At 74.1% G+C, this 24307-nt stretch carries 27 protein-coding genes; 15 read left to right on the forward strand and 12 right to left on the reverse strand.

The genetic code is table 11. The annotated features are described in order from the left end of the window. Positions 1–53: 53 nt before the first annotated feature. Both ACLJTM_RS25535 and ACLJTM_RS25540 read right to left on the reverse strand, forming a co-directional pair. The gene (locus ACLJTM_RS25535) at positions 54–836 is read right to left on the reverse strand and encodes a GntR family transcriptional regulator (RefSeq protein WP_411106050.1); all 783 of its coding nucleotides are present in this window, start codon (positions 834–836) and stop codon (positions 54–56) included. Then, positions 833–1381 (reverse strand): GntR family transcriptional regulator, encoded by a 549-nt coding sequence (locus ACLJTM_RS25540; RefSeq protein WP_411106051.1) that lies wholly within the window; start codon positions 1379–1381, stop codon positions 833–835. The genes ACLJTM_RS25535 and ACLJTM_RS25540 overlap by 4 nt, the downstream gene beginning before the upstream one ends. A 146-nt stretch (positions 1382–1527) precedes the next feature. Between ACLJTM_RS25540 and ACLJTM_RS25545 the strand changes: the two genes are divergently transcribed. Beyond that, a complete protein-coding gene (locus ACLJTM_RS25545; RefSeq protein ID WP_411106052.1) occupies positions 1528–1917 on the forward strand; it encodes an ATP-binding protein in 390 nt (129 codons plus the stop codon). A gap of 136 nt (positions 1918–2053) precedes the next feature. Here ACLJTM_RS25545 and ACLJTM_RS25550 read toward each other — a convergent pair whose 3' ends face one another. Both ACLJTM_RS25550 and ACLJTM_RS25555 read right to left on the reverse strand, forming a co-directional pair. Next, positions 2054–2587 carry a pyridoxamine 5'-phosphate oxidase family protein gene (locus ACLJTM_RS25550; protein WP_411106053.1) on the reverse strand — a complete coding sequence of 178 codons (534 nt, stop codon included), beginning with the start codon at positions 2585–2587 and terminating at the stop codon, positions 2054–2056. 28 nt (positions 2588–2615) lie between these two features. Next, a complete protein-coding gene (locus ACLJTM_RS25555; protein ID WP_411106054.1) occupies positions 2616–2780 on the reverse strand; it encodes a hypothetical protein in 165 nt (54 codons plus the stop codon). 96 nt (positions 2781–2876) lie between these two features. Here ACLJTM_RS25555 and ACLJTM_RS25560 point away from each other — a divergent pair, with 96 nt between their 5' ends. Continuing rightward, a complete protein-coding gene (locus ACLJTM_RS25560) occupies positions 2877–3602 on the forward strand; it encodes a class I SAM-dependent methyltransferase (protein WP_411106055.1) in 726 nt (241 codons plus the stop codon). Positions 3603–3612: 10 nt separating this feature from the next. Here the strand turns inward: ACLJTM_RS25560 and ACLJTM_RS25565 are convergent, their stop codons facing one another. Both ACLJTM_RS25565 and ACLJTM_RS25570 read right to left on the reverse strand, forming a co-directional pair. After that, positions 3613–4614, reverse strand: coding sequence for an acyl-CoA dehydrogenase family protein (locus tag ACLJTM_RS25565; RefSeq protein WP_411106056.1), 1002 nt, complete (start codon positions 4612–4614; stop codon positions 3613–3615). Further along, the gene (locus ACLJTM_RS25570) at positions 4614–5759 is read right to left on the reverse strand and encodes an acyl-CoA dehydrogenase family protein (RefSeq protein WP_411106057.1); all 1146 of its coding nucleotides are present in this window, start codon (positions 5757–5759) and stop codon (positions 4614–4616) included. Before ACLJTM_RS25570 ends, ACLJTM_RS25565 begins: the two co-directional genes overlap by 1 nt. Before the next feature lie 83 nt (positions 5760–5842). On the opposite strand from ACLJTM_RS25570, the gene ACLJTM_RS25575 reads away from it, so the two are divergent. The 5 genes from ACLJTM_RS25575 (at position 5843) to ACLJTM_RS25595 (ending at position 10750) form a co-directional block, all read left to right on the forward strand. Then, positions 5843–6628: an SDR family oxidoreductase gene (locus ACLJTM_RS25575; RefSeq protein ID WP_411106058.1), complete on the forward strand. Its 786-nt coding sequence runs from the start codon at positions 5843–5845 to the stop codon at positions 6626–6628. A gap of 15 nt (positions 6629–6643) precedes the next feature. Beyond that, on the forward strand, positions 6644–7270 hold the full coding sequence (locus tag ACLJTM_RS25580; RefSeq protein ID WP_411106059.1) for a TetR/AcrR family transcriptional regulator: 627 nt from the start codon (positions 6644–6646) through the stop codon (positions 7268–7270). Between the two features lie 19 nt (positions 7271–7289). Next, positions 7290–8447, forward strand: coding sequence for an acetyl-CoA C-acetyltransferase (locus tag ACLJTM_RS25585; RefSeq protein ID WP_411106060.1), 1158 nt, complete (start codon positions 7290–7292; stop codon positions 8445–8447). A gap of 300 nt (positions 8448–8747) precedes the next feature. Next, on the forward strand, positions 8748–8954 hold the full coding sequence (locus ACLJTM_RS25590; protein WP_030707191.1) for a cold-shock protein: 207 nt from the start codon (positions 8748–8750) through the stop codon (positions 8952–8954). A gap of 104 nt (positions 8955–9058) precedes the next feature. Next, entirely contained in the window at positions 9059–10750 is a 1692-nt protein-coding gene (locus tag ACLJTM_RS25595; RefSeq protein WP_411106061.1) for a DEAD/DEAH box helicase, read from the forward strand. A 174-nt stretch (positions 10751–10924) separates the two neighbouring features. Here the strand turns inward: ACLJTM_RS25595 and ACLJTM_RS25600 are convergent, their stop codons facing one another. From ACLJTM_RS25600 to ACLJTM_RS25620, 5 genes are read right to left on the reverse strand one after another with little or no spacing between them, the layout of a single operon-like run. Continuing rightward, positions 10925–11863 carry a tyrosine-protein phosphatase gene (locus ACLJTM_RS25600; RefSeq protein WP_411106062.1) on the reverse strand — a complete coding sequence of 313 codons (939 nt, stop codon included), beginning with the start codon at positions 11861–11863 and terminating at the stop codon, positions 10925–10927. Between the two features lie 30 nt (positions 11864–11893). Continuing rightward, a complete protein-coding gene (locus ACLJTM_RS25605; RefSeq protein WP_411106063.1) occupies positions 11894–12985 on the reverse strand; it encodes an NAD(P)H-dependent flavin oxidoreductase in 1092 nt (363 codons plus the stop codon). Between the two features lie 4 nt (positions 12986–12989). Continuing rightward, positions 12990–13724, reverse strand: a complete 735-nt coding sequence (locus ACLJTM_RS25610; protein WP_411106064.1) for a CoA-transferase subunit beta — start codon at positions 13722–13724, stop codon at positions 12990–12992. Continuing rightward, positions 13721–14572, reverse strand: a complete 852-nt coding sequence (locus ACLJTM_RS25615; RefSeq protein WP_411106065.1) for a CoA transferase subunit A — start codon at positions 14570–14572, stop codon at positions 13721–13723. Before ACLJTM_RS25615 ends, ACLJTM_RS25610 begins: the two co-directional genes overlap by 4 nt. Beyond that, positions 14569–15318, reverse strand: coding sequence for an enoyl-CoA hydratase family protein (locus ACLJTM_RS25620; protein ID WP_411106066.1), 750 nt, complete (start codon positions 15316–15318; stop codon positions 14569–14571). Before ACLJTM_RS25620 ends, ACLJTM_RS25615 begins: the two co-directional genes overlap by 4 nt. Before the next feature lie 56 nt (positions 15319–15374). Here ACLJTM_RS25620 and ACLJTM_RS25625 point away from each other — a divergent pair, with 56 nt between their 5' ends. The 4 genes from ACLJTM_RS25625 (at position 15375) to ACLJTM_RS25640 (ending at position 18825) form a co-directional block, all read left to right on the forward strand. Then, positions 15375–16139 (forward strand): SDR family oxidoreductase, encoded by a 765-nt coding sequence (locus ACLJTM_RS25625; RefSeq protein ID WP_411106067.1) that lies wholly within the window; start codon positions 15375–15377, stop codon positions 16137–16139. A gap of 1 nt (position 16140) precedes the next feature. Then, a complete protein-coding gene (locus ACLJTM_RS25630) occupies positions 16141–17055 on the forward strand; it encodes an SDR family oxidoreductase (RefSeq protein WP_411106068.1) in 915 nt (304 codons plus the stop codon). 413 nt (positions 17056–17468) lie between these two features. After that, positions 17469–18119: a DUF4360 domain-containing protein gene (locus ACLJTM_RS25635; RefSeq protein WP_411106069.1), complete on the forward strand. Its 651-nt coding sequence runs from the start codon at positions 17469–17471 to the stop codon at positions 18117–18119. A 34-nt stretch (positions 18120–18153) separates the two neighbouring features. After that, positions 18154–18825 carry a DUF4360 domain-containing protein gene (locus ACLJTM_RS25640; RefSeq protein ID WP_411106070.1) on the forward strand — a complete coding sequence of 224 codons (672 nt, stop codon included), beginning with the start codon at positions 18154–18156 and terminating at the stop codon, positions 18823–18825. Between the two features lie 195 nt (positions 18826–19020). On the opposite strand, the gene ACLJTM_RS25645 is transcribed toward ACLJTM_RS25640, so the two are convergent. Next, entirely contained in the window at positions 19021–19707 is a 687-nt protein-coding gene (locus ACLJTM_RS25645; RefSeq protein ID WP_411106071.1) for an HAD family acid phosphatase, read from the reverse strand. A 685-nt stretch (positions 19708–20392) separates the two neighbouring features. On the opposite strand from ACLJTM_RS25645, the gene ACLJTM_RS25650 reads away from it, so the two are divergent. From ACLJTM_RS25650 to ACLJTM_RS25665, 4 genes are all read left to right on the forward strand, one after another. Next, positions 20393–21154, forward strand: a complete 762-nt coding sequence (locus ACLJTM_RS25650) for a serine protease (protein WP_411106260.1) — start codon at positions 20393–20395, stop codon at positions 21152–21154. Between the two features lie 247 nt (positions 21155–21401). Beyond that, positions 21402–22058, forward strand: coding sequence for a response regulator (locus ACLJTM_RS25655; protein ID WP_411106072.1), 657 nt, complete (start codon positions 21402–21404; stop codon positions 22056–22058). A gap of 433 nt (positions 22059–22491) precedes the next feature. Further along, positions 22492–23688, forward strand: a complete 1197-nt coding sequence (locus ACLJTM_RS25660) for a sensor histidine kinase (RefSeq protein WP_411106073.1) — start codon at positions 22492–22494, stop codon at positions 23686–23688. Between the two features lie 106 nt (positions 23689–23794). Next, positions 23795–24145, forward strand: a complete 351-nt coding sequence (locus ACLJTM_RS25665) for a chorismate mutase (RefSeq protein WP_411106074.1) — start codon at positions 23795–23797, stop codon at positions 24143–24145. The last annotated feature ends 162 nt before the right edge of the window (positions 24146–24307 follow it).

Consider the following 24307-nt stretch of genomic DNA (forward strand, 5'->3'; position numbering starts at 1 on the left):
CAGCGCCCGCCATGTCCCCGACCAGGGATGGCGGGCGCTGTGGCGTGCGGCGGTCAGCCCTCGGGCGTGAACGCGTACTGCAGCTCGTAGAGGTGGCCGGCCTTCACCATCACGGTGACCTCGACGGGTCGGTCGGCGTCGCCGTACACGGTGCGCAGCGTGCGCAGAACGGGCAGGTCCCCCGGCAGCCGCAGGGCGGTGTACTGCTCCTGCGTCGCGACCCGGGCAGAGAGCCGGTCGACGGCGCGACGGGGCGGGAAGCCCAGCTCGCGCAGGACGGTCGGCGTCCCGCCCCTGATCCGCCGCTCCTCGGCCAGGACGGTGCCCTGTGCGACGTCCTCGGGGTAGTACGAACTCACGAGCTCGGCGGGCTCGTCATCGACAGTGATCAACTGGTGTCGGCACACCGCCGGTGCACCCGACGGCAGTCCGAGTGCGTCGGCGACCTCACCGGTGACCCGTACCTGCTCGACCGACAGCAGTCGGATGCGCGCTGCGGGCCGCCCTTCCGGCATCTCGGCGAGCCAGGGGTACGGGGCCCCGGCCGACGCCGGGGCGAGCGAACCCGCGGGGCGGACGGTCCGCTGCCGGATCTCCCTCACGGTCACCCCGGCGCCTGCCCGTCCGACGGCCAGCCCTTCCTCCTTCAGGAGTTGCACGGCCTTCTGGATCGTGGCGTTGGAGGCGTCGAAGCGGTCCTTCAACCGGGTGGTGGAGGGCAGTCTGGTGCCTGCCGCGAGGCTGCCGCTCATGATCTCGTCGCGCAGGTCGGAAGCGATGCGGACGTGGAGCGGCCGCGGGTCGACGGCTTCGGCTTCGTGGCTGGGCAAGGTCATCCGATCCTGATCTCGTACTGCAACTGCTGGAGGCCGGCAGGCATGACCATGACGTCGGCCTGGACAGGGCGGTCGGCCGCGTCATAGGTGGTGCGGACGAGCTGCAGTACCGGCTCGCCCGCCGCGAGGCGGAGCTGCCCGCTCTCCTCGGCGTCGGGCAGCCTGGCTGTCACGTTCTCCACGACCCGCACGCCGACGTGCCCGAGAGCGGCGAGCAGGGTCACGGCCCCGCCCTTGATCTTCCCGGCGCCGGCCAGCGGGGTGCCCGCCGCGATGGCCGCAGGATAGTAGGTGTCCGTCAACTCGACCGGCTGGCCGTCGAGTTCGATGATCCTTCGGCGCACCACCACGACAGCTCCGGGCGTCAGGTCGAGGGCTGCGGCGACCTGCGGGGGAGCCTCGGCCTCCCCGGCCCCGAGGATGCGCTGGCCTCCGCGCCGACCCGCCCCCGAGGCTTCCGCGCTCCACGCGTCCTCGGCGCCGGCGGCCCGCGGAGCCAGGTAGGGCATCGATGTGCTGGTCCAGCCACCGCCACTGCTCACCATGCCTCCTGTGGGTCCGACTCCCCTTGCCGTGTTCCACGTTAAGCGACGGCGTGCGCCCGACCCAGCCCGTAGACCTTGCTGCTTTTCGCGAAAAGCGATACGTTCCGTAGTGTCCTGGAAGCTCAGCGTCAAGGTGGTGGCGTGCCTTGTCTTTCTCCCGGCGGCAGCGTTTCCTGCGGGCCCGCACCTCGGTGCGTGCGGCCCGTCAGTTCGTCGGTGACACGCTCGCCGAGTGGGATGTGACCGAGCGGCGGGACGACATACGGCTCTGCGCCTCGGAGCTCGCTGCGAACGCGGTCCTGCACGGCGTGCCGCACGGGCGCGAGTTTGCCGTACGGCTGTGGTGGGACGGCGGCCTGTTCTGGATCGAGGTGCGGGACAGCGGACCGGGTGGTCCGCAGGTGCAGCGCGCTGACCTCGAAGCGCAATGCGGCCGCGGATTGTGGCTGGTGACGACGCTCGCGGACGAGTTCGAGATCCGTGACGAACCGGTGGGGAAGTCGGCCTGCGCCGGTTTCAGACTGGCGCAGGCATGAGCTGAGCCGAACGCACGGCGGCGGGGCGCCCGCCGGCTCCGGACCGGGGGAGCGGGCGCCTTGCGTTCCGGGCCGTCGTACGGGCTCTTGTGGGTGAGGGCGGGTGCAGCCGGGGCTGGTTGTGTGGGGGTGCGGCTCAGGTGGTGGGGGAGGCCGGGGTGTCCGTGGCCGCGTCCTCGTGGGGTGGTTCGTCGTCGTTGCGGCGGCGCAGGGTGCGCAGGGCGTGGTCCGGGGTCCAGGAGCGGACCACCAGTTCGTCGCCCTGCACCGTCGTGCGGACGACCTCCGTCAGGTCGGCGTGGAAGAGGTGGAACGGGTGCGGGGTCTCGGTCTCCTCCGCGTACCGGTGCAGTTCCGGCGGGTCCACCAGTTCCAGCGCGCGCCCGCAGATCCGTACGTCCCCGTCCGGCATCGCCTCGCCCTCGCCCGGGTTGGTGTGCAGGGCGAAGCGGGGGTCGCGCTGGAGGTCCCGGGCCTTCAGGGAGCCCGCCATCATCCCGAGCCACAGCTCACCGCCCCGGATGTCCACGGTGAGACCGCTGAGCCGGGGCGACCCGTCCTTGCGGAGGGTGCCCAGGACGTGGTGCGGGTACTGCGCGAAGCGGGCCCGGACGGCCCGCGCGAACTCCGGCTCCGCCTCCTCGAACGCTGCCCAGTTGTTCGTCGTCATGGGGTCCATCAAAGCGCCTGGCCGCCGGTCAGCCGCGGACGGTGCCCGCGCCGCGCGCCGCGGCCGACCAGGCGGCCGTACGGCCCGGTGACGACAGGGTCTGCTGCCCGAAGCCGCTCCGGTGGCCGCCGGACAGGAGCGCCGTCCGGCCCGAGCCGCCGGCCTGCGGGACCACCTCGTCCGTGCGCCGCACCCGGGCCCGACAGGCGGGCGATCACGGCTGATCCCCCCGCGGGGGCGGCAGTTCCCCGTACTGGTGCCGGGACGGCTGAGCGCAAACAATGGCCCCATGACGACACGTGCCCGGTCCTTCGACTCCGCCGCCGCCCTGTACCAGGCGCACCGCCCCGGCTACCCGCCGGAGCTCTTCGACGCGCTGGAGGAACTCGCCGGGCGGCCGCTCGCCGGGGCGCGGGTGGCCGACGTCGGGGCCGGGACCGGGATCGGCACCGCCCTGCTGCACGGCCGGGGGGCCGAGGTCCTCGCCGTGGAACCCGGGGACGGGATGGCCGCCGAATTCCGCCGGGCGAACCCCGCGATCCCGCTCGTGCGGGGGGACGGGGACCGGCTGCCGCTGGCCACCGGCGCGTTCGACCTGCTCACCTACGCCCAAGCCTGGCACTGGACGGACCCGGCCCGCTCCGTCCCCGAGGCCCGCCGCGTGCTGCGGCCCGGCGGGGCGCTCGCCATCTGGTGGAACGACACGGACTCCGCCGTCCCGTGGATCGCGGCGCAGGAGGAGCGGCTCGCCGCCTTCTTCGGGGCGCAGGGGCAGAGCTTCCGCACCCTGCCCCGGGGCCTGGGCGAGTTCACCACCCGGTCCGTGCGCTGGTCCCGGCGCGTCACGCTGGAGGACCACCTCGCCAACCTGGCCAGCCACTCCGCCTTCCTGCTGCTGGGCGGGGAAGGCGCCCGCGCCTACTTCGCAGCGGAACGGGAGCTGCTGGCCCCGCTCTTCCCCGGCGGCACGGTCGAGGAGCAGTACGTCGTGAGCCTCGCCGTCGCCGTGCTGTGAGGCGGGCCCGTCACGTACCGGAGTCCGCCGGGCCGTGGCACCGGACGACCTCCGCCCGGCACTGCGCCGGCGTGCCCCACGCGTCCCGCAGCGGGCGGGCCTTGCGCAGCCACAGGGACAGGTCCAGCTCCTGCGTGTAGCCGACCGCGCCGTGCACCTGGAGCGCGGTCATCGCCGCCCGGTAGCAGGCCTCGCCCGCCGCCACCTTGGCCGCCGCCACGTCCCCGGGTTCCAGGGACAGCGCCGCCGCATGCACCAGCGGCCGGGCGAACTCCAGGGCCAGCAGGGTGTCCGCCAGCCGGTGCTTGACCGCCTGGAACCCCCCGATCGGTGTCCCGAACTGGGTGCGCTGCTTCGCGTACACCACCGTGCGGGCCAGCAGCGCCTCGCCGGTGCCCAGGCACTGCGCGGCCGTCAGCAGCCGGGCCCAGCGGGCTGCCGTGCGGGCCGCCTGCGCCACCCGGGGCCCCTGCGCGAGCAGTTCGCCGCCCGCCGCCCGCGGCAGGGACAGCCGCCGCGCGGGGTCCGTCGAGGGCCGCGCCCGCCCGCCGCCCCCGGCCAGCCGCAGCGCGCCCGCCGCCGAGACCGTGAAGCAGTGCGCGGCGGCGTCCGCGTCCAGGGCGTACGGGCTCCCCTCCGGCAGCGTCAGGGTGGCGAGGGAGCCGCCCGCGACCAGGCCCGGCAGGAACCGCTTCGCCAGGGCGTCGTCGCCCAGTTCCGCCAGCAGCACGCAGACGGCCGCGCCCTCCACCACCGGCCCCGGCACTGCGGCGCGGCCCAACTCCGTGAATCCAAGGGAGAGTTCCAGCGGCAGCAGGCCGGCGCCGTCGTAGGCCTCGGGCACGGCGAGCGCGGGCAGGCCCGTGCCCGCCAGCTTCGACCAGAGCGCCCGCCCCGGCACGCGGTCCCCGTCCGCCCAGGCCCGTACGGCCGCGGGGACGTCCGCGGCGGCCAGCAGGGAGCGCAGCGCACGGGTGAAGTCGGACTGCTCCTCGGTCGGCAGGAAACGCATCAGCGGCGGCCCTTCGGGAGGCCGAGCAGCCGCTCGGCGACGATGTCGCGCTGGATCTCGTTGGTCCCGGCGTAGATCGGGCCGGCCAGGGAGAACAGCCACGGTTCGGCCCATTCCCCGTCGGCGAGTTCGCCGTCCGCCCCCAGCAGGTCCAGGGCCGTCTCGTGCAGGTCGATGTCGTACTGCGACCAGAACAGCTTGTTCAGGCTGGACTCGGCGCCGATCTTCTCGCCCGCCGCGGACCGGGAGGCGTTGGCCCAGGTGTACAGCTCGTAGGCGCGGGCCCCCACCAGCGCGTCCGCCACCCGGTCCCGCAGCGCGGTGTCGCCCGGGTCGCCCGCCGCCCGCCACAGTGCGTGGAGGCGGCCGGCGGCGGCCAGGAAGCGGCCGGGGGAGCGCAGGGTCAGGCCGCGTTCGTTGCCGGTGGTCGACATGGCGATCCGCCAGCCCTGCCCCGGCCGGCCGATGACGTCCTCGTCGGGGACGAAGACCCGGTCGAGGAACAGCTCGGCGAAGGCCGGCTTGCCGTCGAGGCGGCCGATGGGCCGCACCGTCACCCCCGGCGCCCGCAGGTCGAACATCAGGTACGTCAGCCCCTGGTGGGGCTCGGGCGTGTCCGGCTCGGTGCGGAAGATGCCGAACGCGCGGTCCGCGAAGGCAGCCCGCGAGGACCAGGTCTTCTGTCCGGTCAGCAGCCAGCCGCCCTCGGTGCGCTCGCCGCGGGAGGTCAGCGAGGCCAGGTCGGAGCCGGCCTCCGGTTCCGACCAGGCCTGCGCCCAGACCACGTCACCGGCGGCCATGGACGGCAGGACGCGGGCCCGCTGCTCCTGCGTCGCGTGGTCGAAGAGGGTGGGGGCGAGCAGGCTGATGCCGTTCTGCGAGACCCGGCCGGGGGCGCCCGCCGCCCAGTACTCCTCCTCGAAGACCAGCCACCGCACGAGGTCCGCGCCCCGGCCGCCGTACTCCTCGGGCCAGGACACCGCCGACCAGCGGCCCGCGTACAGCTGTGCCTCCCAGGCGCGGTGCGCCGCGAAGCCCTCCTCCGTCTCCAGGGAGGGCAGGGGCGCGGCGGGCACGTGGGCGAGGAGCCAGGCCCGGGCCTCGGCCCGGAAGGCCGCCACCTCCGCCGTCTCGGTCAGATCCATCGTGTGGCCGCCTCCCTGGACGCCTTCCCTAACAAGTGTTTGGTAGGTTAACGTACGGCCATGAGCAGCGTCGAGGAGTGCGCATGAACGAGCCCCGGTACGTGGCCGGCCACCGCCTGCTGGAAGGCCGCTCCGCCGTCATCACGGCCGCGGCCGGCGCCGGGATCGGCGGCGCCACCGCCCGCCGCTTCCTGGAGGAGGGCGCCCGCATCCTGATCGGCGACGCCCACGCGCGCCGCCTGAAGGAGACCGAGGACGCCCTCGCCGCCGAGTTCGGCGCCGGCCGGGTCGCCTCCCTGCCCTGCGACGTCACCGACGAGGACCAGGTGCAGGCCCTCTTCGCGCACGCCGAGCAGATCCACGGCGGCCTCGACGTCGTCGTCAACAACGCCGGCCTCGGCGGCACCGCCGCCCTCGTCGACATGACCGACGAGCAGTGGTCCCGCGTCCTCGACGTCACCCTGGGCGGCACCTTCCGCTGCACCCGCGCCGCCCTGCGCACCATGAAGGCCGCCGGCACCGGAGGCGGGGTCGTCGTCAACAACGCCTCCGTCGTGGGCTGGCGCGCCCAGCGCGGCCAGGCCCACTACGCCGCCGCGAAGGCCGGGGTGATGGCCCTGACCCGCTGCGCCGCCCTGGAGGCCGCCGAGTTCGGCGTACGCGTCAACGCCGTCGCCCCGAGCCTGGCCATGCACCCGCACCTGGCGAAGGTCACCAGCGAGGAACTGCTCGCCGAACTGACCGCCCGCGAGGCCTTCGGCCGGTACGCCGAGCCCTGGGAGGTCGCCAACGTCATCGTCTTCCTGGCCAGCGGCTACTCGTCGTACATGACGGGCGAGACCGTCCCGGTCAGCAGCCAGCGCGCGTAGCCGCAGAATGGGCGCGTGCCAACGAACAAGCCGACAGCCAAGAAGAAGCCGCAGGTGACCGCGGCGCCCGAACGCCGCCGGGAGCTCCTCGCCACCGCCGCCGAGGTCTTTGCCGCGCAGGGCTACAACGCCACCACTGTCCGGAAGATCGCCGACGCCGCCGGGATGCTCGCCGGCAGCCTCTACTACCACTTCGATTCCAAGGAATCGATGCTCGACGAGATCCTGTCCGCCTTCCTCACCGAGCTGTGGGAGGGCTACGACAGCGTCCTCGCCGCCCGCCTCGGCCCCCGCGAGACCATCGAGGCCTTGGTCACCGAGTCCTTCCGGGAGATCGACCGGCACCGCGCCGCCGTGGCGATCTACCAGAAGGAGTCCCGGCACCTGTCGGTCCAGCCGCGCTTCCACTACCTCGCCGACTCGCAGCAGAAGTTCGAGAAGGCCTGGCTGGGCACGCTGGAGCGCGGGGTCGCCGCCCGGGTCTTCCGCTCCGACCTCGACGTCCGCCTCACCTACCGCTTCGTGCGCGACACGGTGTGGGTGGCGGCCTCCTGGTACCGGCCCGGCGGGCAGCACGGCCCCGAGGAGATCGCCCGCCAGTACCTCTCGATGGTGCTGGACGGGATCGCCCTGCGTACGTAAACCGACCCGAGGAGTCCCGATGCCCGAGGCCTACATCGTCGACGCGGTCCGCACCCCCGTGGGGCGGCGCGGGGGCGGCCTGTCCGCGGTCCACCCCGCCGACCTGGGCGCGCACGTCCTGAAGGCGCTGGTCGAACGCACCGGGGTGGACCCGGCCGCCGTGGAGGACGTGGTGTTCGGCTGCCTCGACACCGTCGGACCGCAGGCCGGGGACATCGCGCGGACGGCCTGGCTGGCGGCGGGCCTGCCCGAGGAGGTCCCCGGGGTCACCGTCGACCGCCAGTGCGGCTCCTCCCAGCAGGCGGTGCACTTCGCGGCGCAGGGCGTGCTCTCCGGCACCCAGGACCTGGTCGTTGCGGGCGGCACCCAGAACATGTCGATGATCCCGATCGCCTTCGCCTCCCGGCAGGCCGCGGAGCCGCTGGGCCTCACGCAGGGCCCGTACGCGGGCAGCGCCGGCTGGCGGGCCCGGTACGGCGACGCCCCCGTCAACCAGTTCCACGGGGCCGAGCTGATCGCCGGCAAATGGGGCATCTCGCGCCGCGACATGGAGGAGTACGCCCTCCGCTCGCACCGCCGGGCCCTGCGCGCCATCGACGAGGGCCGCTTCGAACGGGAGATCGCGGCCTACGGACCGGTCGCGGTCGACGAGGGCCCGCGGCGCGACACCTCGCTGGAGAAGATGGCCGCGCTGAAGCCGGTCGCGGAGGGCGGCACCCTCACCGCCGCCGTCTCCTCCCAGGTCTCGGACGGGGCGGCGGCGATGCTGATCGCCTCCGCGCACGCGGTCCGCGAGCACGGCCTGCGGCCGCGGGCCCGCATCCACCACCTCTCGGTACGCGGCGAGGACCCCATCCGCATGCTGTCCGCACCCATACCGGCCACCGCCCACGCCCTGAAGAAGACCGGCATGTCCCTGGCCGACATCGACCTGGTCGAGATCAACGAGGCCTTCGCCCCGGTGGTGCTGGCCTGGCTGAAGGAGACGGGCGCGGACCCCGGCCGGGTCAACGTCAACGGCGGGGCGATCGCCCTGGGGCACCCGCTGGGCGCAACCGGCGTCCGGCTGATGACCACCCTGCTCCACGAGCTGGAGCGCACGGGCGGCCGCTTCGGCCTCCAGACCATGTGCGAAGGCGGCGGCCAGGCCAACGTGACGATCATCGAACGCCTGTGACCGGACCCCCGTGCCCCGGCCCGCGGCGGCCGGCCCGCCCCGGGCCGGCCGGCCGCGGGCCAGGTACCTGTTCCCCCGGCGGCCGAAAAGGTGCGACAGGTGGGCGCGCGGTACCACGTCAGAGTGATCTGGCGCACCAGTCGTCGCATCCTCCGGCCGAGGTGTGCTAGCTTTGAGGCGTTGCAGTTGTGGTACCCATGAACTTTATGTGCGCCTGACGGGAATGTTCCTCAGGCGCTTTTATTGTTTTGCCGGACTCTCCGGATGGGGCCCTTTGCCGCCTATTCAGGAGATTTAAAAATGGCACTTGGCACCGTGAAGTGGTTCAACTCGGAAAAGGGCTTCGGCTTCATCGAGCAGGATGGTGGCGGCCCCGACGTCTTCGCCCACTACTCGAACATCGCCACCCAGGGCTTCCGTGAGCTCCAGGAGGGCCAGCGCGTGTCCTTCGACGTCACCCAGGGCCAGAAGGGCCCCCAGGCGGAGAACATCCTCCCCGCCAACTGACGTCATCAGCATGCCGGGGCCCGCACCGCGAGGTGCGGGCCCCGGCTTGTCTGCTGTTTCGACCTTTTAGCAGTACCTTGCCGGTTTCAGGAGGGCATTTCCGCATGACCAGCTCCAGCTCCGCACGACCCAGCCGCCGCCCCACCCGGGGCCGAGGTGCGGCCCAGGGACGTCCGAAGACTGGCGCGGGACGGCAGAAGTCCGCCCCCGTTGCCAGGCCCCAGGAATTCACCATGCCCGTACCGCAGGTCCCGGCGCTCCCCGCCGTCGCCGCGTTCGAGGACATGGGCATGCCCGAGGCGCTGCTGAAGACCCTCGCCGCCCAGGGCGTCACCGAGCCGTTCCCGATCCAGGCCGCCACGCTGCCGAACTCGCTCGCCGGGCGCGACCTGCTCGGCCGCGGCCGGACCGGCTCCGGCAAGACCCTCGCCTTCGGCCTGGCGCTGCTGGCCCGGACCGCCGGCCGCCGTGCGCAGCCGAAGGCGCCGCTCGCGCTGGTCCTCGTACCGACCCGTGAGCTCGCGCAGCAGGTGACCGACGCGCTGGCCCCGTACGCCACGTCCGTCAACCTGCGCATCGCCACCGTCGTCGGCGGCATGTCGATCAACCGGCAGTCGGGCGCCCTGCGCCGCGGCTCCGAGGTGCTCGTCGCGACCCCCGGCCGGCTGAAGGACCTCATCGACCGCGGCGACGCCGACCTCTCGCAGGTCGCGATCACCGTCCTCGACGAGGCCGACCAGATGACCGACATGGGCTTCATGCCGCAGGTCACCGCCCTGCTCAAGCAGGTTGCGCCCGGCGGCCAGACCATGCTGTTCTCGGCGACGCTCGACAAGAACATCGACAAGCTCGTCAAGATGTTCCTCACCGACCCGGTCGGCCACTCCGTCGACCCGTCGGCCGGCGCGGTCACCACCATGGAGCACCACGTCCTGTACGTCATGGACGAGACCGACAAGAAGGCCGTGGCCACGCGCATAGCCGCTCGCGACGGCCGGGTGATCATGTTCGTGGACACCAAGCGCGGGGTCGACCGCATGGTCAAGAAGCTCCTCGCGGACGGCGTCCGCGCCTCCGGCCTGCACGGCGGCCGCTCCCAGCCGCAGCGCAACCGCACCCTGGACTGGTTCAAGACGGGCGAGGTCACCGCACTGGTGGCCACCAACGTCGCCGCGCGCGGCATCCACATCGACGACCTCGACCTGGTCGTCAACGTGGACCCCCCCACCGACCACAAGGACTACCTGCATCGCGGCGGCCGCACCGCCCGGGCGGGCGAGTCCGGCAGCGTGGTGACCCTGGTGCTCCCCGACCAGAAGCGGGACATGACCCGCCTCATGTCGGACGCCGGGATCTCCCCGCGCACCGCGCAGATCAAGTCCTCCGACGAGGAACTGGCCCGTCTGACCGGCGCCAAGGAGCCCTCCGGTATCCCGGTGGTCCTGGACACGCCGCAGCCCACCCCGCCGCGCCAGCGCTCCGCCGGCCAGGGCGGATCGGGCGCCGGCGGCGGCCGCCGCCGCTCCGGCGGGGCCCGCACCGGCTCCGCGGCCGGCGCCGCTCCCGCCACCGGCGGCCGCGGCCGCCGCACCGGTGGCGCACCCGCGGCCCAGCCCGCGGGCGGCGGCTCGGGCCAGCCGCGGCGCGGCCAGGGCGGGCAGGGCGCCGCTGCGGCCGGTTCCGGCGAGCGCGGACGGCGCAGCGGGGGCGGCTCCTCCTCCGGCGGCGGCGCGGCGGCGGCTTCGGCCCGCAGCCGGGTCGGCGGCGCCGGCCAGGGCCGCCGACGCTCGGTCTGACGCCCCGGACACCCGAGGGACACCCGGAACGCCGGGTGGTGCGCGCACCGCGCACCACCCGGCGTTCCGCCGTTTCGGGGACGGACGCCGGGACGATCGCCCGGACGGAAGCCCGGGCGGTCGTCACGCCGGTCGCCACGCCGGGCGCCGGGGTGGGCGCCGGGGTGGGCGCCCTCAGCGGACCAGCCGGGACTGGAGCTTCGCCAGCGTCCGCAGGTCCAGGCCCAGCCCCTCGGTCAGGTAGCCGTAGAGGCTGCCGTAGTCGGCCTCCAGCTGGGCCGTCGCGGAGTCCAGGTAGTCCTGGCGGACCTCCTGCAGCGGGATCAGCAGGTCCGGGTTCTGCATCCGCCCCGACTGCTTGAGCCCGGCCCGCACCCGGGCGTCGTACGCGGCGCGGAAGGTGTTCGACGCCAGGTAGTCGCGCTCGGCCGTGGCCTCGGGCACGGCCAGGGCGCGCAGCAGCACGTAACTCACCCATCCCGTACGGTCCTTGCCGGACGTGCAGTGGTACAGCACCGGGCCCTGCCGGGCGTCGGCGATCTCCCGCAGCGTCGTCGCGAACTGCGCCCGGTTCTCGGGGCTGTTCACGAACGTCCGGTAGATGTCGCGCATGTACGCCTCGGCGCGCCCGCCGCCGAGCATCTGCTCCTGCGTGACGGGGTCACCGCTGGCGATGGCGCCGACGAGGGTGGCGTACAGGCCGAGGTCGCTGACCGGCCGCGGCGTCGCGGCGAGCCCCGCGGGCAGCGTGTCCGGACCGTCGTACTGCACCTCCATCGGGATGCGGAAGTCCACCACCTTCGTCAGGCGCAGGGCGGCGACGGCGGCGGTGTCCGCAGGGGTCAGTCTGCTCAGGGCATCGCCGCGGTAGACCAGCCCCGTGCGCACCTGCCCCCCGGTGTACGTGCGGGGGCCGCCCAGGTCGCGGACGTTGACGGCGCCCTGGAGGGGGATGTGGACGATCGGCTCCGCCGCGGCGTGCTGCCGGTGCGGCGCACGGGCGGCCGCCGCCGCCCCCGGCGCGGTCGTGGCGAGCGCGGAAGCGGGCAGGACCGCGGTGGCGAGAACGGATGCGAGGACCGCGGACACCAGGCGGATTCGGGCACGGCTCATGTGTGCGACTCCTGAGGCGGAGAGGGGGGATCACCCTGGTGGTGGCAGGGCGGCGAGCGGGTGCGGACGTTCCAGCTGCTCCAGGTACCGGAGCACGGAGTGTGCTTCGGCCATGACGCGGGAGACGAGCTCCGCGCAGGACGGGAGATCGTCGATCACCCCCGCGACCTGGCCCGATGCCATGACACCGAGGTCGGTACGGCCCTCGACCATGGAAGCCTTCAAGAGCATGGGGGTGTTCGCGGCGAGCAGGACCTGGCTCCAGGACAGCTCCTTGCCGTGCTTCATCGCGAGGCCGTCGCGCACCATCCGGGACCAGGTGAGGCCGGACAGCCGCTTGAAGCCCGCCGCGTGGCGGACCGCCCGCAGCAGCGCCGTGGCGCGGCCCGCCCGCTCCAGGGAGTCGACCAGCTCGGTACGGAGCATCCGGTGCGGCAGGCCGTCGACCGCCGTGGTCACGGTGACGTCCTTCACCGAGGCCGCCAGGTAGCGCGCCTTGACGGCGTCCGGGACGGTGGAGTCGGAGGTCAGCAGGAAACGGGTCCCCATGGCGATGCCCGCAGCCCCGTACGACAGCGCGGCGACCAGGCCCCGCCCGTCGCTGAACCCGCCGGCCGCGACCACCGGGACGTCCACCGCGTCCACGACCTGCGGCAGCAGCACCGAGGTGGCCACCTCCCCGGTGTGGCCGCCGCCCTCCCCGCCCTGCACGATCACCGCGTCCGCGCCCCACGCGGCCACCTTCTCCGCGTGCCGCCGCGCCCCGACCGACGGGATGACGACCACACCCGCGTCCTTCAGCCGCGCGATCAGCTCCCGGGACGGCGCCAGGGCGAAGGAGGCCACCCGCACGCCCTCGTCGACGATCAGCTGCGCCCGCTCGGCCGCGTCCCCGGCGTCCGCCCGCAGATTGACCCCGAAGGAGGTGCCCTCGGCGACCCGCGACCTGACCTCGCGCACCGCCGACCGCAACTGCTGCGGCGTCATCGTCGCCGAGGCCAGGATTCCCAGGGCCCCCGCATTCGCCGCCGCCGACACCAGCCGCGGGCCGGCGACCCATCCCATGCCCGTCTGCACGATCGGGTACCGGACCCCGACCAGCTGCGTGAACGCCGTGTCCACCGGCTCAGCCCCGCACTTCGCGCTCGCGCAGCCCCCGCGGGTCGACCACCTCGCGGATCAGCCGCAGCTCCTCGGCGGACGGCTCCCGCGTACAGGGCACCTCGTCCGCCACGGCCAGCTCGAAGCCCGTGGCGGCCCGGACCTCCTCGACGGTGACCCCGGGGTGCACCGAGACCAGGCGCATGCTGTGCTCCGGCCCCCCGAAATCGAAGACGCCCAGATCGCTGACGACCCGCGGCAGCCGGTGGAAACGGGTCACCCCGGCCTCCCGCGCACGGTCGTGGCCGACACCGCTCACCATGTCGACCCGCTCGACGAACACCCGGGGGGAATGCCGCGGCACCCAGTAACTGACCGGATTGTTCAGGGTGTTCGCGGGCGCGCCGCGCACCCCCAGCAGTTGGCGGGCCGGCTGCTCCCACGCCCCGATGCAGGAGATGTTCTGGTTGCCGAAGCGGTCGATCTGGCTGGCGCCCATCATCACGTGGCGCCGTCCCCCGGCCACCATCGCCAGGTGCCTGCGGTACGGGAGCCACCCCTCGACGGTGCCGTCGAGGCCGACCAGCAGGGCCTCCCCGTCGGTCAGCAGGAGGTCGGGGGAGAAGGTCCGCTTGGCGAGCCGCGCCCCGAAGGAGGGGATCAGCCCCATGGGGCTGGCGAGGACCTCGCCGTTGTCGCGCCAGGCCTCGGCGCAGGCGATGACGCAGAACTCGGCACGGGTGGCGGTCGTTGCGCTCACTGCTGCTCCTCGTGCCAGGCCCGCACCGCGGACCGGTAGTCGTGCTCGCTCGCACCGGACAGGAAGCGGGCGGCGAACTCGGGCCAGGGGGTGCTCGCGTAGAGCTTCTGGAAGGCCTCGTCGCGCTCGTAGTCGGGCACGCAGGAGGTGAAGTGGGCGCCGCCCGGGGCCTCCACGACCCCCGTCACGGAGTGCCTGCTGACCAGGAGGGACTGCGGCGGCCCGGCCTTGGCCAGCTCGGCGCTCTCCACGAGCTGCTCGCAGGAGACGTAGGCGGCGTCGGCAGCCTCGCAGAACAGGTCGTCGAAGTACGGGTCGGGGCCCAGGTACTGGGCGTTGCCGAGGCGGTCGGCCCGGTTGAGGTGGACCAGTGCGGCGTCCATCCGCAGGGCGGGGGCGGCGACGAACTCCTCGCCGTCGGCGTAGGGGGAGGTGACCGTGCGCAGCTCCGGGTTGACCCGCATCACGTCGGAGCCGAGGCCGGCCCGGACCGGCAGGAAGGGCAGCCGGTTGGCGGCCGCGTGCAGGCCCCACATGAACATGGCCTCGTCGAGCTCGGTGAAGGTGAAGGCCGCCCGCTCGCGGGCGGCCCGGAAGTGCGGCTCCAGCGCGATGGAGTCGAGGGTGGCGAAGGGGGCGACGAGCCGGCTGATCCGGCCCGCGGCCGCCAGCAGGCCCACGTCCGGGCCCCCGTACGCGACCACCGTCAGATCGGTGACCTGCGACCGGAGCAGCGCTCTGACCAGGGCCATGGGCTTGCGCCGGGAGCCCCAGCCGCCGATGCCGAGGGTCATGCCGCTGCGCAGCCGGCCGACGACCTCCTCCGGGGTCATGGTCTTGTCGGTCATGGGCGCGGTTCCTTCCCGAAGGTGTCGCGGACCCGGTCGGCCACCCCGCTCAGGTTGGCCTCGAAGGTGAAGCCCTGCTCGAAGCGGTAGCTTCGGCGGACGTCCACCGGGTCGATGCCGTTGAGGGCGGCCTTGGCCAGCCGGATCAGGTAGCCGTCCTTGCGCGCGATCTCGGCGGCCAGCTCCAGGGCGGCGGATTCCAGTTCCGCCCGCGGGACCACCTTCCAGACCGAGCCGTGTGCGTGCAGTTCGGCGGCGGTCGCCGTGCGCGAGGTGTAGTACAGCGCCCGCATCAGGTGCTGCGGGACGAGCCGGGCCAGGTGGGTGGCCGCGCCGAGGGCGCCCCGGTCCAGCTCGGGCAGGCCGAAGACCGCGTCCTCGGAGGCGACGACCGCATCGGCGTTGCCGACGAGCCCGATGCCGCCGCCGAGGCAGAAGCCGTGCACGGCCGCGACCACCGGCACCTCGCACTCGTACACGGCGGCGAAGGCCTCGTAGCAGCCGCGGTTGGCGCCGATCAGTGCGGCGTGGCCGCTGTCGCGCTGCATCTCCTTGATGTCCACGCCCGCGTTGAAGCCGCGGCCGGCGGCGGCCAGCACCACGCACCGGGTCTGCGGGTCGCGGCCGGCCGCGCGCAGGGCGTCGGCGAGCTGGTACCAGCCCTGCACGGGCAGCGCGTTGACGGGTGGGAAGTCGACTGTGACACGTGCGATGCCCTTGCCGGGGCTTGCGGTGGAGACACCCATGAACGGATCAGCTACCTTTCCACCAAACATTTGTTAGGCGAGGAAGGTAGCAGCCCATGGAGCTCGACGGGAGGGTCGTCGCCGTCACCGGCGGAACCCGGGGAGTCGGCGCCGGCATCGCCCGGTCGTTCCTCGCGGCCGGCGCCGAGGTCGTCGTCTGCGCGCGCAGGCCGCCGGACACCCCGGTCCGCGCGGCCGGCCGCGAGGCCGCCCACAGCACGGTCGACCTGCGCGACCCCGGGGCCGTGGAGGAGTTCCTCACCGCGGTCGCGCACCGCCACGGACGCCTGGACTGCCTGGTCAACAACGCGGGCGGCACCCCGTACCGGCCGCTCGCCCAGGGCGGCCCGCAGCGCCACGCCCGGGTGGTCGAACTGAACCTGCTCGCCCCGATGACGGCCTCCCTGCTGGCCTACCCCCTGCTGCGCGAGGCGCGGGGCTCGGTGGTGATGATCGGCAGCGTCAGCGGCGCCCGGCCCTCACCGGGCACGGCCGCGTACGGGGCGGCCAAGGCGGGACTGGAGAGCCTGGCCCGCTCCCTGGCCGTGGAGTGGGCCCCCGAGGTGCGGGTGAACACGCTGGTCCTCGGCATGGTGCGGACCGAGCTGTCCCCTCTGCACTACGGGGACGGAGCCGGGATCGCGGCGGTGGAGGCCACCGTGCCGCTGGGACGGCTGGCCGAGCCCTCGGACGTGGGGGAGGCGGCCGTGTTCCTGGCCTCGGCGCGGGCCGGGTACGTGAGCGGGGCCAGCCTGCTGGTGCACGGGGGCGGGGAGCGCCCGGCGTTTTTGGATGCGGCAACGGCGAACAGGGAGAGCTGAGATGGGCATGGCAGAGGGCCGAGTGGTCGTCGTGACCGGCGCGGGACGGGGGCTGGGGCGGGCGCACGCCCTGGCCTTCGCGGCGGAAGGGGCCAGGGTCGTCGTCAACGACCTCGGGGTGGGCCTGGACGGGGAGCCGGGGCAGGGCGGCCCTGCGGAGCAGGTGGTGGCGGAGATCCGGGCGCTGGGCGGGGAGGCCGTGGCACACGGCGGGGACGTCGCCACCGGAGCGGGGGCGGCCTCGCTGGTGGAACGGGCGCTCGCGGAGTTCGGCCGGCTGGACACACTGGTCAACAACGCGGGCTTCCTGCGGGACCGGATGCTGGTGAACCTGGCGGAAGAGGACTGGGACGCCGTCGTGCGGGTCCACCTCAAGGGCCATTTCCTGCCGCTGCGGTCGGCCGCCGCATGGTGGCGGGCGCAGGCCAAGGCGGGCCGGCCGGTGGATGCCCGGGTGGTCAACACCTCCTCGGGCGCCGGGCTGCTGGGCTCGGTGGGGCAGGGCAACTACAGCGCGGCCAAGGCAGGGATCCTCGGCATGACCCTGGTGGCCGCCGAGGAGATGCGCCCGTACGGGGTCCAGGTCAACGCGATCGCGCCCGCGGCGCGGACCCGCATGACGGAACAGGCCTTCGGGGCGGCCATGGCCGCCCCGGGGGAGGGCGGCTTCGATGCGATGGCGCCGGAGAACGTGTCCCCGCTGGTGGTCTGGCTGGGCTCGGCGGCCTCGGCGGGAGTCACCGGCCGGGTCTTCGAGGTGGAGGGCGGCCGGATCACCGTCATGGAGGGCTGGCGCCCGGGCCCGACGGCGGACCGCGGGGCCCGGTGGACCCCGGCCGAGGCGGGCGAGACGGCGGCGGGACTCCTCTCCGGGGCCGAGCCCCCGCTCCCGGTGTACGGAGCCCGCCGGGGCTGAACTGCGGGGGCGGGGAGCGGGGCTTGGGGAGCGGGGCCGGGGAGGGGGGCCCGAGGGAGCGGGGCTTGGGGGAGCGGGGGTGCGGGCGACCGGGTGCGGGCGGTGGGCCGTGCCGGGCGGTCCGGGGGGTTCCGGTCATCTTCGGGGCCCGCGGGGGTCCGTACCGTCCGGCCGCGGCGGGTCGCGGGGCTGATGCGGGGCACGGCGGCGGGAGCGGCGGCCCGGGTTCCGGCCAGGGGGGTGCGGGCGGCGGGCGTTGGCCGTATCGGAGCCTTCTCGGCACCTCGGCGCCCGTGATGGCATGCCCATGCTGAACCCACCGGACCGCGCATGCCGGAAGACCCGTGCCGGAGGACACCTGCCGGACGGCGCATGCCGGACGTCGCTCCGGTCCGAACGGAAAGGGAGACACGATGACGTCGCTCCGCAGACTGACCGTCGGTGCGGCGGCGGTGGCCCTCTTGGCCATCGCCGCACCCGCAGGGGCCGACCCCGGCCCCACCCCGCCGCCCGGGAGGATCACCGTCGAGGTGGTCGGGGTCAACGGCTCCGGCTGCCCGCAGGGCACCGCGGCCGTGGCCGCCGCCTCCGACAACACCTCGTTCACCGTCACCTACAGCGACTACCTGGCGCAGACCGGAGGCGGCTCCGGCGGCACCGAGTTCCGCAAGAACTGCCAGCTCGCGCTGCGCGTCCACGTACCCCAGGGGTACACCTACGCCATCGCCCGCGCCGACTACCGCGGCTTCGCCCACCTCCAGCGCGGAGCCTTCGGCCAGGAGCGGGCGAACTACTACTTCCAGGGCGCGGCCCAGTCGGCCCGGACCACCCACCAGTTCAACGGGCCGCACTCGGACAACTGGCAGGCGAGCGACAGCACGTCGTACGCGGACCTCGTCTGGGCGCCCTGCGGCGAGGAGCGCAACCTCAACGTCAACACCGAACTGCGCGTCTACGCGGGCACCTCGGCCCCCCAGACGCTGAGCTTCATGAGCATGGACTCGACCGACGGCAGCGTCAGCACCGTCTACCACTTCGAGTGGAAGGAATGTCCGGCCTCCTGATCCCGCCGTGCTCGCGCAGAAGGAAGTGACAACGATGTCTCGTTCCCTGTCCCGCACCCTCCTCGTCGGCGGCGCGGCCGCCGCCCTGATCGCCACGGCGGCCCCGGCGCAGGCCGGGAGCCCGGCCCCCGGCCCCATCACCGCCCCGCCCGACAAGATCGTCATCGAGCTCGCCACGGTCAACGGCTCCGGCTGCCGCGAGGGCACCGCCGAGGTCGCCGTCGCGCCCGACAACACGGCCTTCACGGTCACCTACAGCGAGTACCTGGCACAGGTGGGCCCGGGGGCCCCGCCGACGGCCTTCCGCAAGAACTGCCAGCTGAACCTGCGCGTCCACGTGCCCTCGGGGTTCACCTACGCGATCGTCCAGGCCGACTACCGCGGATTCGCCTTCCTGCAGCCCGGAGCCTGGGGCCAGGAGCGGGCGAACTACTACTTCCAGGGAATGCCCCAGACGACCCAGCGCACGCACCAGTTCAACGGGCCGCTCAACGACAACTGGCAGTCCAGCGACCGGACGGAGTACGCCGACCTGGTCTGGGCACCCTGCGGGGAGAAGCGGAACTTCAACATCAACACCGAACTGCGCGTGAACGCCGGCACGTCCAACCCGCAGGCGGCGACCAGCTTCATGGCGATGGACTCCACGGACGCCAGCGTCAATACCCTCTACCACCTGGCCTGGCAGGTGTGCCCCGCCCGCTGACCCCCCCCGCCGACGAGCCCCCCGCCGACGGGCCCCCGCCCGCCGACGGGCCCCGGAAACGGCCGGGCCCGGCCCCCTGGCGAGGGGTCGGGTCCGGGTCCGTCGCTCGTGCGATGAGGTATCAGTACCCGCCGGATGCCCGTGCTCAACCGCGGACGCCCCCACGGGTTGTCCGAAGTTCCGCCGGGACCGCGGTCAGGACAGCTTGCCGCCGTAGTCCGGCAGCTTGACGGTCCGTTCGGCGTGGCCGCCGACCAGGTCGGTCGGGCTGTTGCCGATGTTGGCGATGATCGTGTAGCCGCGCGCCTCGATCTCGGCGCGCTTGTCCGTCTTGTACGCGCTGACCTCGTCGAACAGATCGGGCAGATCGCGGACGTAGAGCCCCGAGACGGGGTAGCCCACCGCCTTGAGGTTGTGCTCGGTGAGGTGGTGGATGATGCCGGGGCGGGCGGTGACGAAGAAGACGGCGACACCGCGCACACTCGCGTACTGGGTCAGCGCCCGCACGGGGGAGACCGCGGGGGTCGGGAAGGTCCAGAACCAGTGGAAGTCCGTCTCCAGCGCGGTGTTGTCGATGTCCAGGACCAGGGCGGGCTTCTCCCCGGCGGGCGAGGCGGCGATGCGCTGCTCGATGGCCGGGCGGGCCGCGGCGAGGGCGGCGGCCACGTCCCGCTGCCAGGTGGCGTAGTCGATCCCGAGGAGCGCCGCATTGCCTCCGGGCGCCGAGGCGGCGGGGGCGGCGCCGGCGGTGGCCGCCGGGACCGGGGCGGGGGCCGCCTGGGCGGCGGTGGCCGGGACCAGGGCGAGGATCGCGGCCGTGGCGGCCGCGGCGGCAGCGGTGCGGGTGGCGTGCAGGGTGCGGGTGCGGCGGGTGATGCGCATGGGGGACGCTCCTCGGTCGCGGCTATTGGCATGTACGCGACCACATTCGGTCAGTGTGGCCCCCCTGTCTACTGGCCGGTAAGAAACTTTTCGTGGCCGAGCGGTGAACCAACGCCTGCCGGACGGCATCCGGTTGGCCAGGGCGCACGGTCCGGCACCGTGCGGCACGGCCCGCACCGGGCCCACAGCCGCCGGGACGCCGGCACGCGCAGCCGCCGGGACGCCGGCACGCGCAGCCTCGTCCCGCACGCCGGGCAGCAGAGTTCCACCCGCAGCCGCTGCCCGCACGCCGGGCGGCAGGATTCCACCCGCAGCCGCTGCCCGCACACCGGGCGGCAGGATTCCACCCGCAGGACCGATCCGGGGCCGAAGGGCGCGTCGGCCCGGGCGAGGCTCGTTCCGTAGGCGCTGATCCCCTCGGCCGGCAGGCGGCGGAAGAGGGCGGTGAGGCTGGTGCGCACGGTCGCCGGGTGGGGAAATCCGTGCTCGACCGGGCCGGGCGCCGCGCCGTTCTGCGTCACGGGTGCCTCCTCGCCGCAAGGCCTGCCGTGCGCAAGGGCAGTTGGCCGAAAATGCGTTCTTGATGCCCGCCCTACGTTCGATGTGTCATGGACCCGTCATTCACCCGATGACGCGCACGGCCCCACCCCCCACGAAAGGCAGTGTGTCGACTGTGTCCACCCTCATGCGGTTCATGAAGCGCACCCTTGCCGTCGGCGCGGTCGCCCTCGCGGCCGTCAGCCTCCAGCCCGGCTCCGCCACCGCCGGAACCGCCCCCGTCGTCGGCGGCACCCGCGCCGCCCAGGGCGAATTCCCCTTCATGGTCCGCCTCTCCATGGGCTGTGGCGGCGCGCTCTACACCCAGCAGATCGTCCTCACCGCCGCCCACTGCGTGAGCGGCTCCGGCAACAACACCTCCATCACCGCCACCGCCGGAGTCGTCGACCTCAACAGCTCCAGCGCCATCAAGGTCAGGTCCACCAAGGTCAAGCAGGCCACCGGCTACAACGGCACCGGCAAGGACTGGGCCCTGATCAAGCTCGCCCAGCCCATCAACCTGCCCACCCTCAAGATCGCCGAGACCAAGCAGTACGACAGCGGCACCTTCACCGTCGCCGGCTGGGGAGCCACCCGCGAAGGCGGCGGACAGCAGCGCTACCTGATGAAAGCCACCGTCCCCTTCGTCTCCGACGCCAGTTGCCAGCAGTCCTACGGCAGCTCCCTCGTCCCCGCCGAGGAGATCTGCGCCGGCCTGCCCCAGGGCGGCGTCGACACCTGCCAGGGCGACTCCGGCGGCCCCATGTTCCGCCGCGACAACAACAACGCCTGGATCCAGGTCGGCATCGTCAGCTGGGGCGAGGGCTGCGCCCGCCCGAACTACCCCGGCGTCTACACGGAGGTCTCCACCTTCGCCGCCCAGATCAAGGCCGCCGCAGCCGCCCTCTGACGCCGCCTGCACCCGACCCTCGTCCTTCCGGCCGACTGCGGACCGGCCGGAAGGACGAGGCACCACCCCCCGGGCGCACGTACCGCCGGACACGGCACCGCAGGGCCCCGCAGCCGCCGCCCGCACCCCGCGGCACCCGCCCGGCGGCCCGCCGTGCGGTTGCGGGCCGCCGCCCACCCCGGTCCCATGGGAAGGACCCGCCGGGCACCAGGACACCGGCGGCGGCCAACAGTGGGGCAGGTGGCGCATGGCGATCCGAGTGGTCATCGCGGACGACCAGGAGATGGTCAGGACCGGATTCCGGATGATCCTGGAGAGCCAGCCCGACATCGAGGTCCTCGCCGACGTGGTCGACGGCGAAGCCGCCCTCGCCGCCGTCGCCGAGCACCACCCCGATGTGCTCCTCCTCGACATCCGCATGCCGAAGCTCGACGGACTCGAAGTCACCCGGCGCCTGAACGGACACGACGGACCCCGCATCGTCATCGTCACCACCTTCGACCTCGACGAGTACGTCCACGCGGCGCTCCACGGAGGAGCATCCGGCTTCCTCCTCAAAGACGCCAGCCCCGCGATGCTGGTCGAGGCCGTACGGGCCGCAGCCGTCGGCGACTCCCTCGTCTCACCCGCCATCACGGTGCGGCTGCTGCGCGAGATGGCCCCCCGAACCCCCGCCGCCCAGGCCGCGCGCCGCCCCGCCGAACCCCTCACCGAGCGCGAACGCGACGTCGTCCGCTGCCTCGCCCGCGGCATGACCAACGCCGAGATCGCCGGGGAACTCTTCGTGTCCCTGTCCACCGTCAAAACCCACCTGGCCAACGTCCAGGCCAAACTCGACGCCCGCAACCGGGTCGAGATCGCCGCCTGGGCCTGGGAAAGCGGCCTGGCCGCCCACCCGACGTGAGCGCCCCCGCACGCCCCCGGGTGCGGCCCGGGCCCCCCGTCCGGTGCGACGTGAGCGTCCCCGCACGCCCCCGGGTGCGGCCCGGGCCCCCCGTCCGGTGCGACGTGAGCGTCCCCGCACGCCCCCGGGTGCGGCCCGGGCCCCCCGTCCGGCGGCCCCTCACGGTCCGTACGCCGACCTCCGGCCGTATCCCGAGGGCGGCCGCGGGCCCGAGGCGGGCGGCGCCCCGCGCGGCCGCTGCGGCTCCGGCCCGGCCGTCGCGCGCCCCCGCGCCCTCCCCGGCCCCGGCCCGGTCGTCGCGCGCCCCCGCGCCCTCCCCGGCCCCGGCCCGGTCGTCGCGCGCCCCCGCGCCCTCCCCGGCCCCGGCCCCGGCCCGTCCGCCGGGTCGCGGACGGCAGCAGCCGCAGGCAGACGCCGGCGCGGGGGACGGGCGGTGAGCCCGCTCGCCCGGTGGAGCCGGCGCCACCCCCGGGCCGCCGACGGCATCAAGATCGGCGTCTGCCTGGTGCTGCTCGGGCTCGTCGCCTTCGAAGGGGTCGTCCTCGCCCGCCAGCCCAGCCTCCCGCACGCCGCCGTCCTCACCTCCGGGATCCTCGTCTGCCTCAGCGCCGCCCCCTGGCCCCGGCTCACCCTCCTGGCCCGCGCCTGGTTCGCCGTCGCCGTCACCTGGAGCACCACCCTCCTGCTCATCCTCGGCAACCACCCCCTCGCCGTCTGGGGAGGCGGCGAAGCCATCGCCCTGCTCGTCCTGCTCTCCCAGGTCCTGCTCCGCACCCCCGCCCGCACCGCCGCCGTCCTCGGACCCCTCCTCGGCCTGGGCTGCATGGCCGTACCCGTCCGCGACACCGACCCCGGCCGGTTCACGCTGCTCTTCTCCGTCCTGACCGTCGTCGTCGCGGCGTACTCGCTCCTGCTGCGCCTGCAGTCCCTGCAACGGGTGCGCGAGCTGGACGCCGTACGCACCGCCGAACGCCTGGAACTCGCCCGCGAACTCCACGACCTCGTCGCCCACCACGTCACCGGGATCGTCGTCGAGGCCCGGGCCGCCCGCTTCACCCAGGTCCCCGCGGACCGCGCCGCCGAGATCTTCGGCCGCATCGAGACCGCCGGCGACGAAGCCCTCGGCTCCATGCGCCGCCTCGTGAAGATCCTCCGCGAGGACGAGGCCGACGCCCGGGACGCCGGCGCCGGCGCCACCCCCGGAAGCGGCCGCGCCGGCACCGCCCCCGTCGCCGGCCTCGCCGACATCCGCGGACTCGCCGAACGCTTCTCCGTGACCGGCCCGCCCGTCGCCCTGTCCATCGAAGCGGGACTGGAGGACCGCCTCCCCGGCGACGTCGCCGCCACCGCCCACCGCATCGTCCTCGAAGCCCTCACCAACATCGGCAAGCACGCCGCCACCGCCACCGCCGTACGGATCGGCCTGCGCACCGTCCCCGCCGGACTGGAACTGCGCATCGCCGACGACGGGGGCCGCCCCGCCCGGCTCTCGGAGAAGGCCCGCGGCGGCGGCTACGGCCTCGCCGGCATGACCGAACGCGCCGGAGCCCTCGGCGGCTCCCTCACCGCGGGCCCCGCCCCCGAGGGGGGCTGGCTCGTCACCGCCACCCTGCCCCTCCACCCGTCCTGAAACCAGGCGGCCACCGAACCGTCGTCCCGGGCGCCCGCCCGGGCCGCCGTCTCACTGAACGGCCGGGCGGCGCCGGACCCCGCCCGGCCACGTATTCTCGATGACCATGAACACGAGCGACATCGACAACGGCACCGGTACCGGCACCGGGGGGATCGACGCGGACGTCACCGCCGAACTGGCCCGGCTGCGGGACAGCATCGACAACATCGACGCGGCCGTGGTCCACATGCTCGCAGAGCGCTTCAAGTGCACCCAGCAGGTCGGCCACCTCAAGGCTCGGCACCAGCTGCCGCCGGCCGACCCGACCCGCGAGGCCAGCCAGATCGCCCGGCTGCGCCAGCTCGCGGAGAACGCCAAGCTCGACCCGGCCTTCGCGGAGAAGCTCCTCACCTTCATCATCGCCGAGGTCATCCGCCACCACGAGACCATCGCCGCAGGCGAAGACTCCGCCTGAGCCGCCTGACCGCGTGGCCGGACCGGCGCGTCCCCCGGCCGCCTGAGCGCCCCGGCCGCCCCGCCGGGCCGGCCCGTCCGCCGGTCGCCTGAGCGCCCCGATCGCCTGAGCTGCCTGGCGGCGTGGCCGGACCAGCGCGTCCGCCGGCCGCCTGAGCGCCCC

Source organism: Streptomyces sp. cmx-4-9, from assembly GCF_046548835.1.
Classification (GTDB): domain Bacteria; phylum Actinomycetota; class Actinomycetes; order Streptomycetales; family Streptomycetaceae; genus Streptomyces.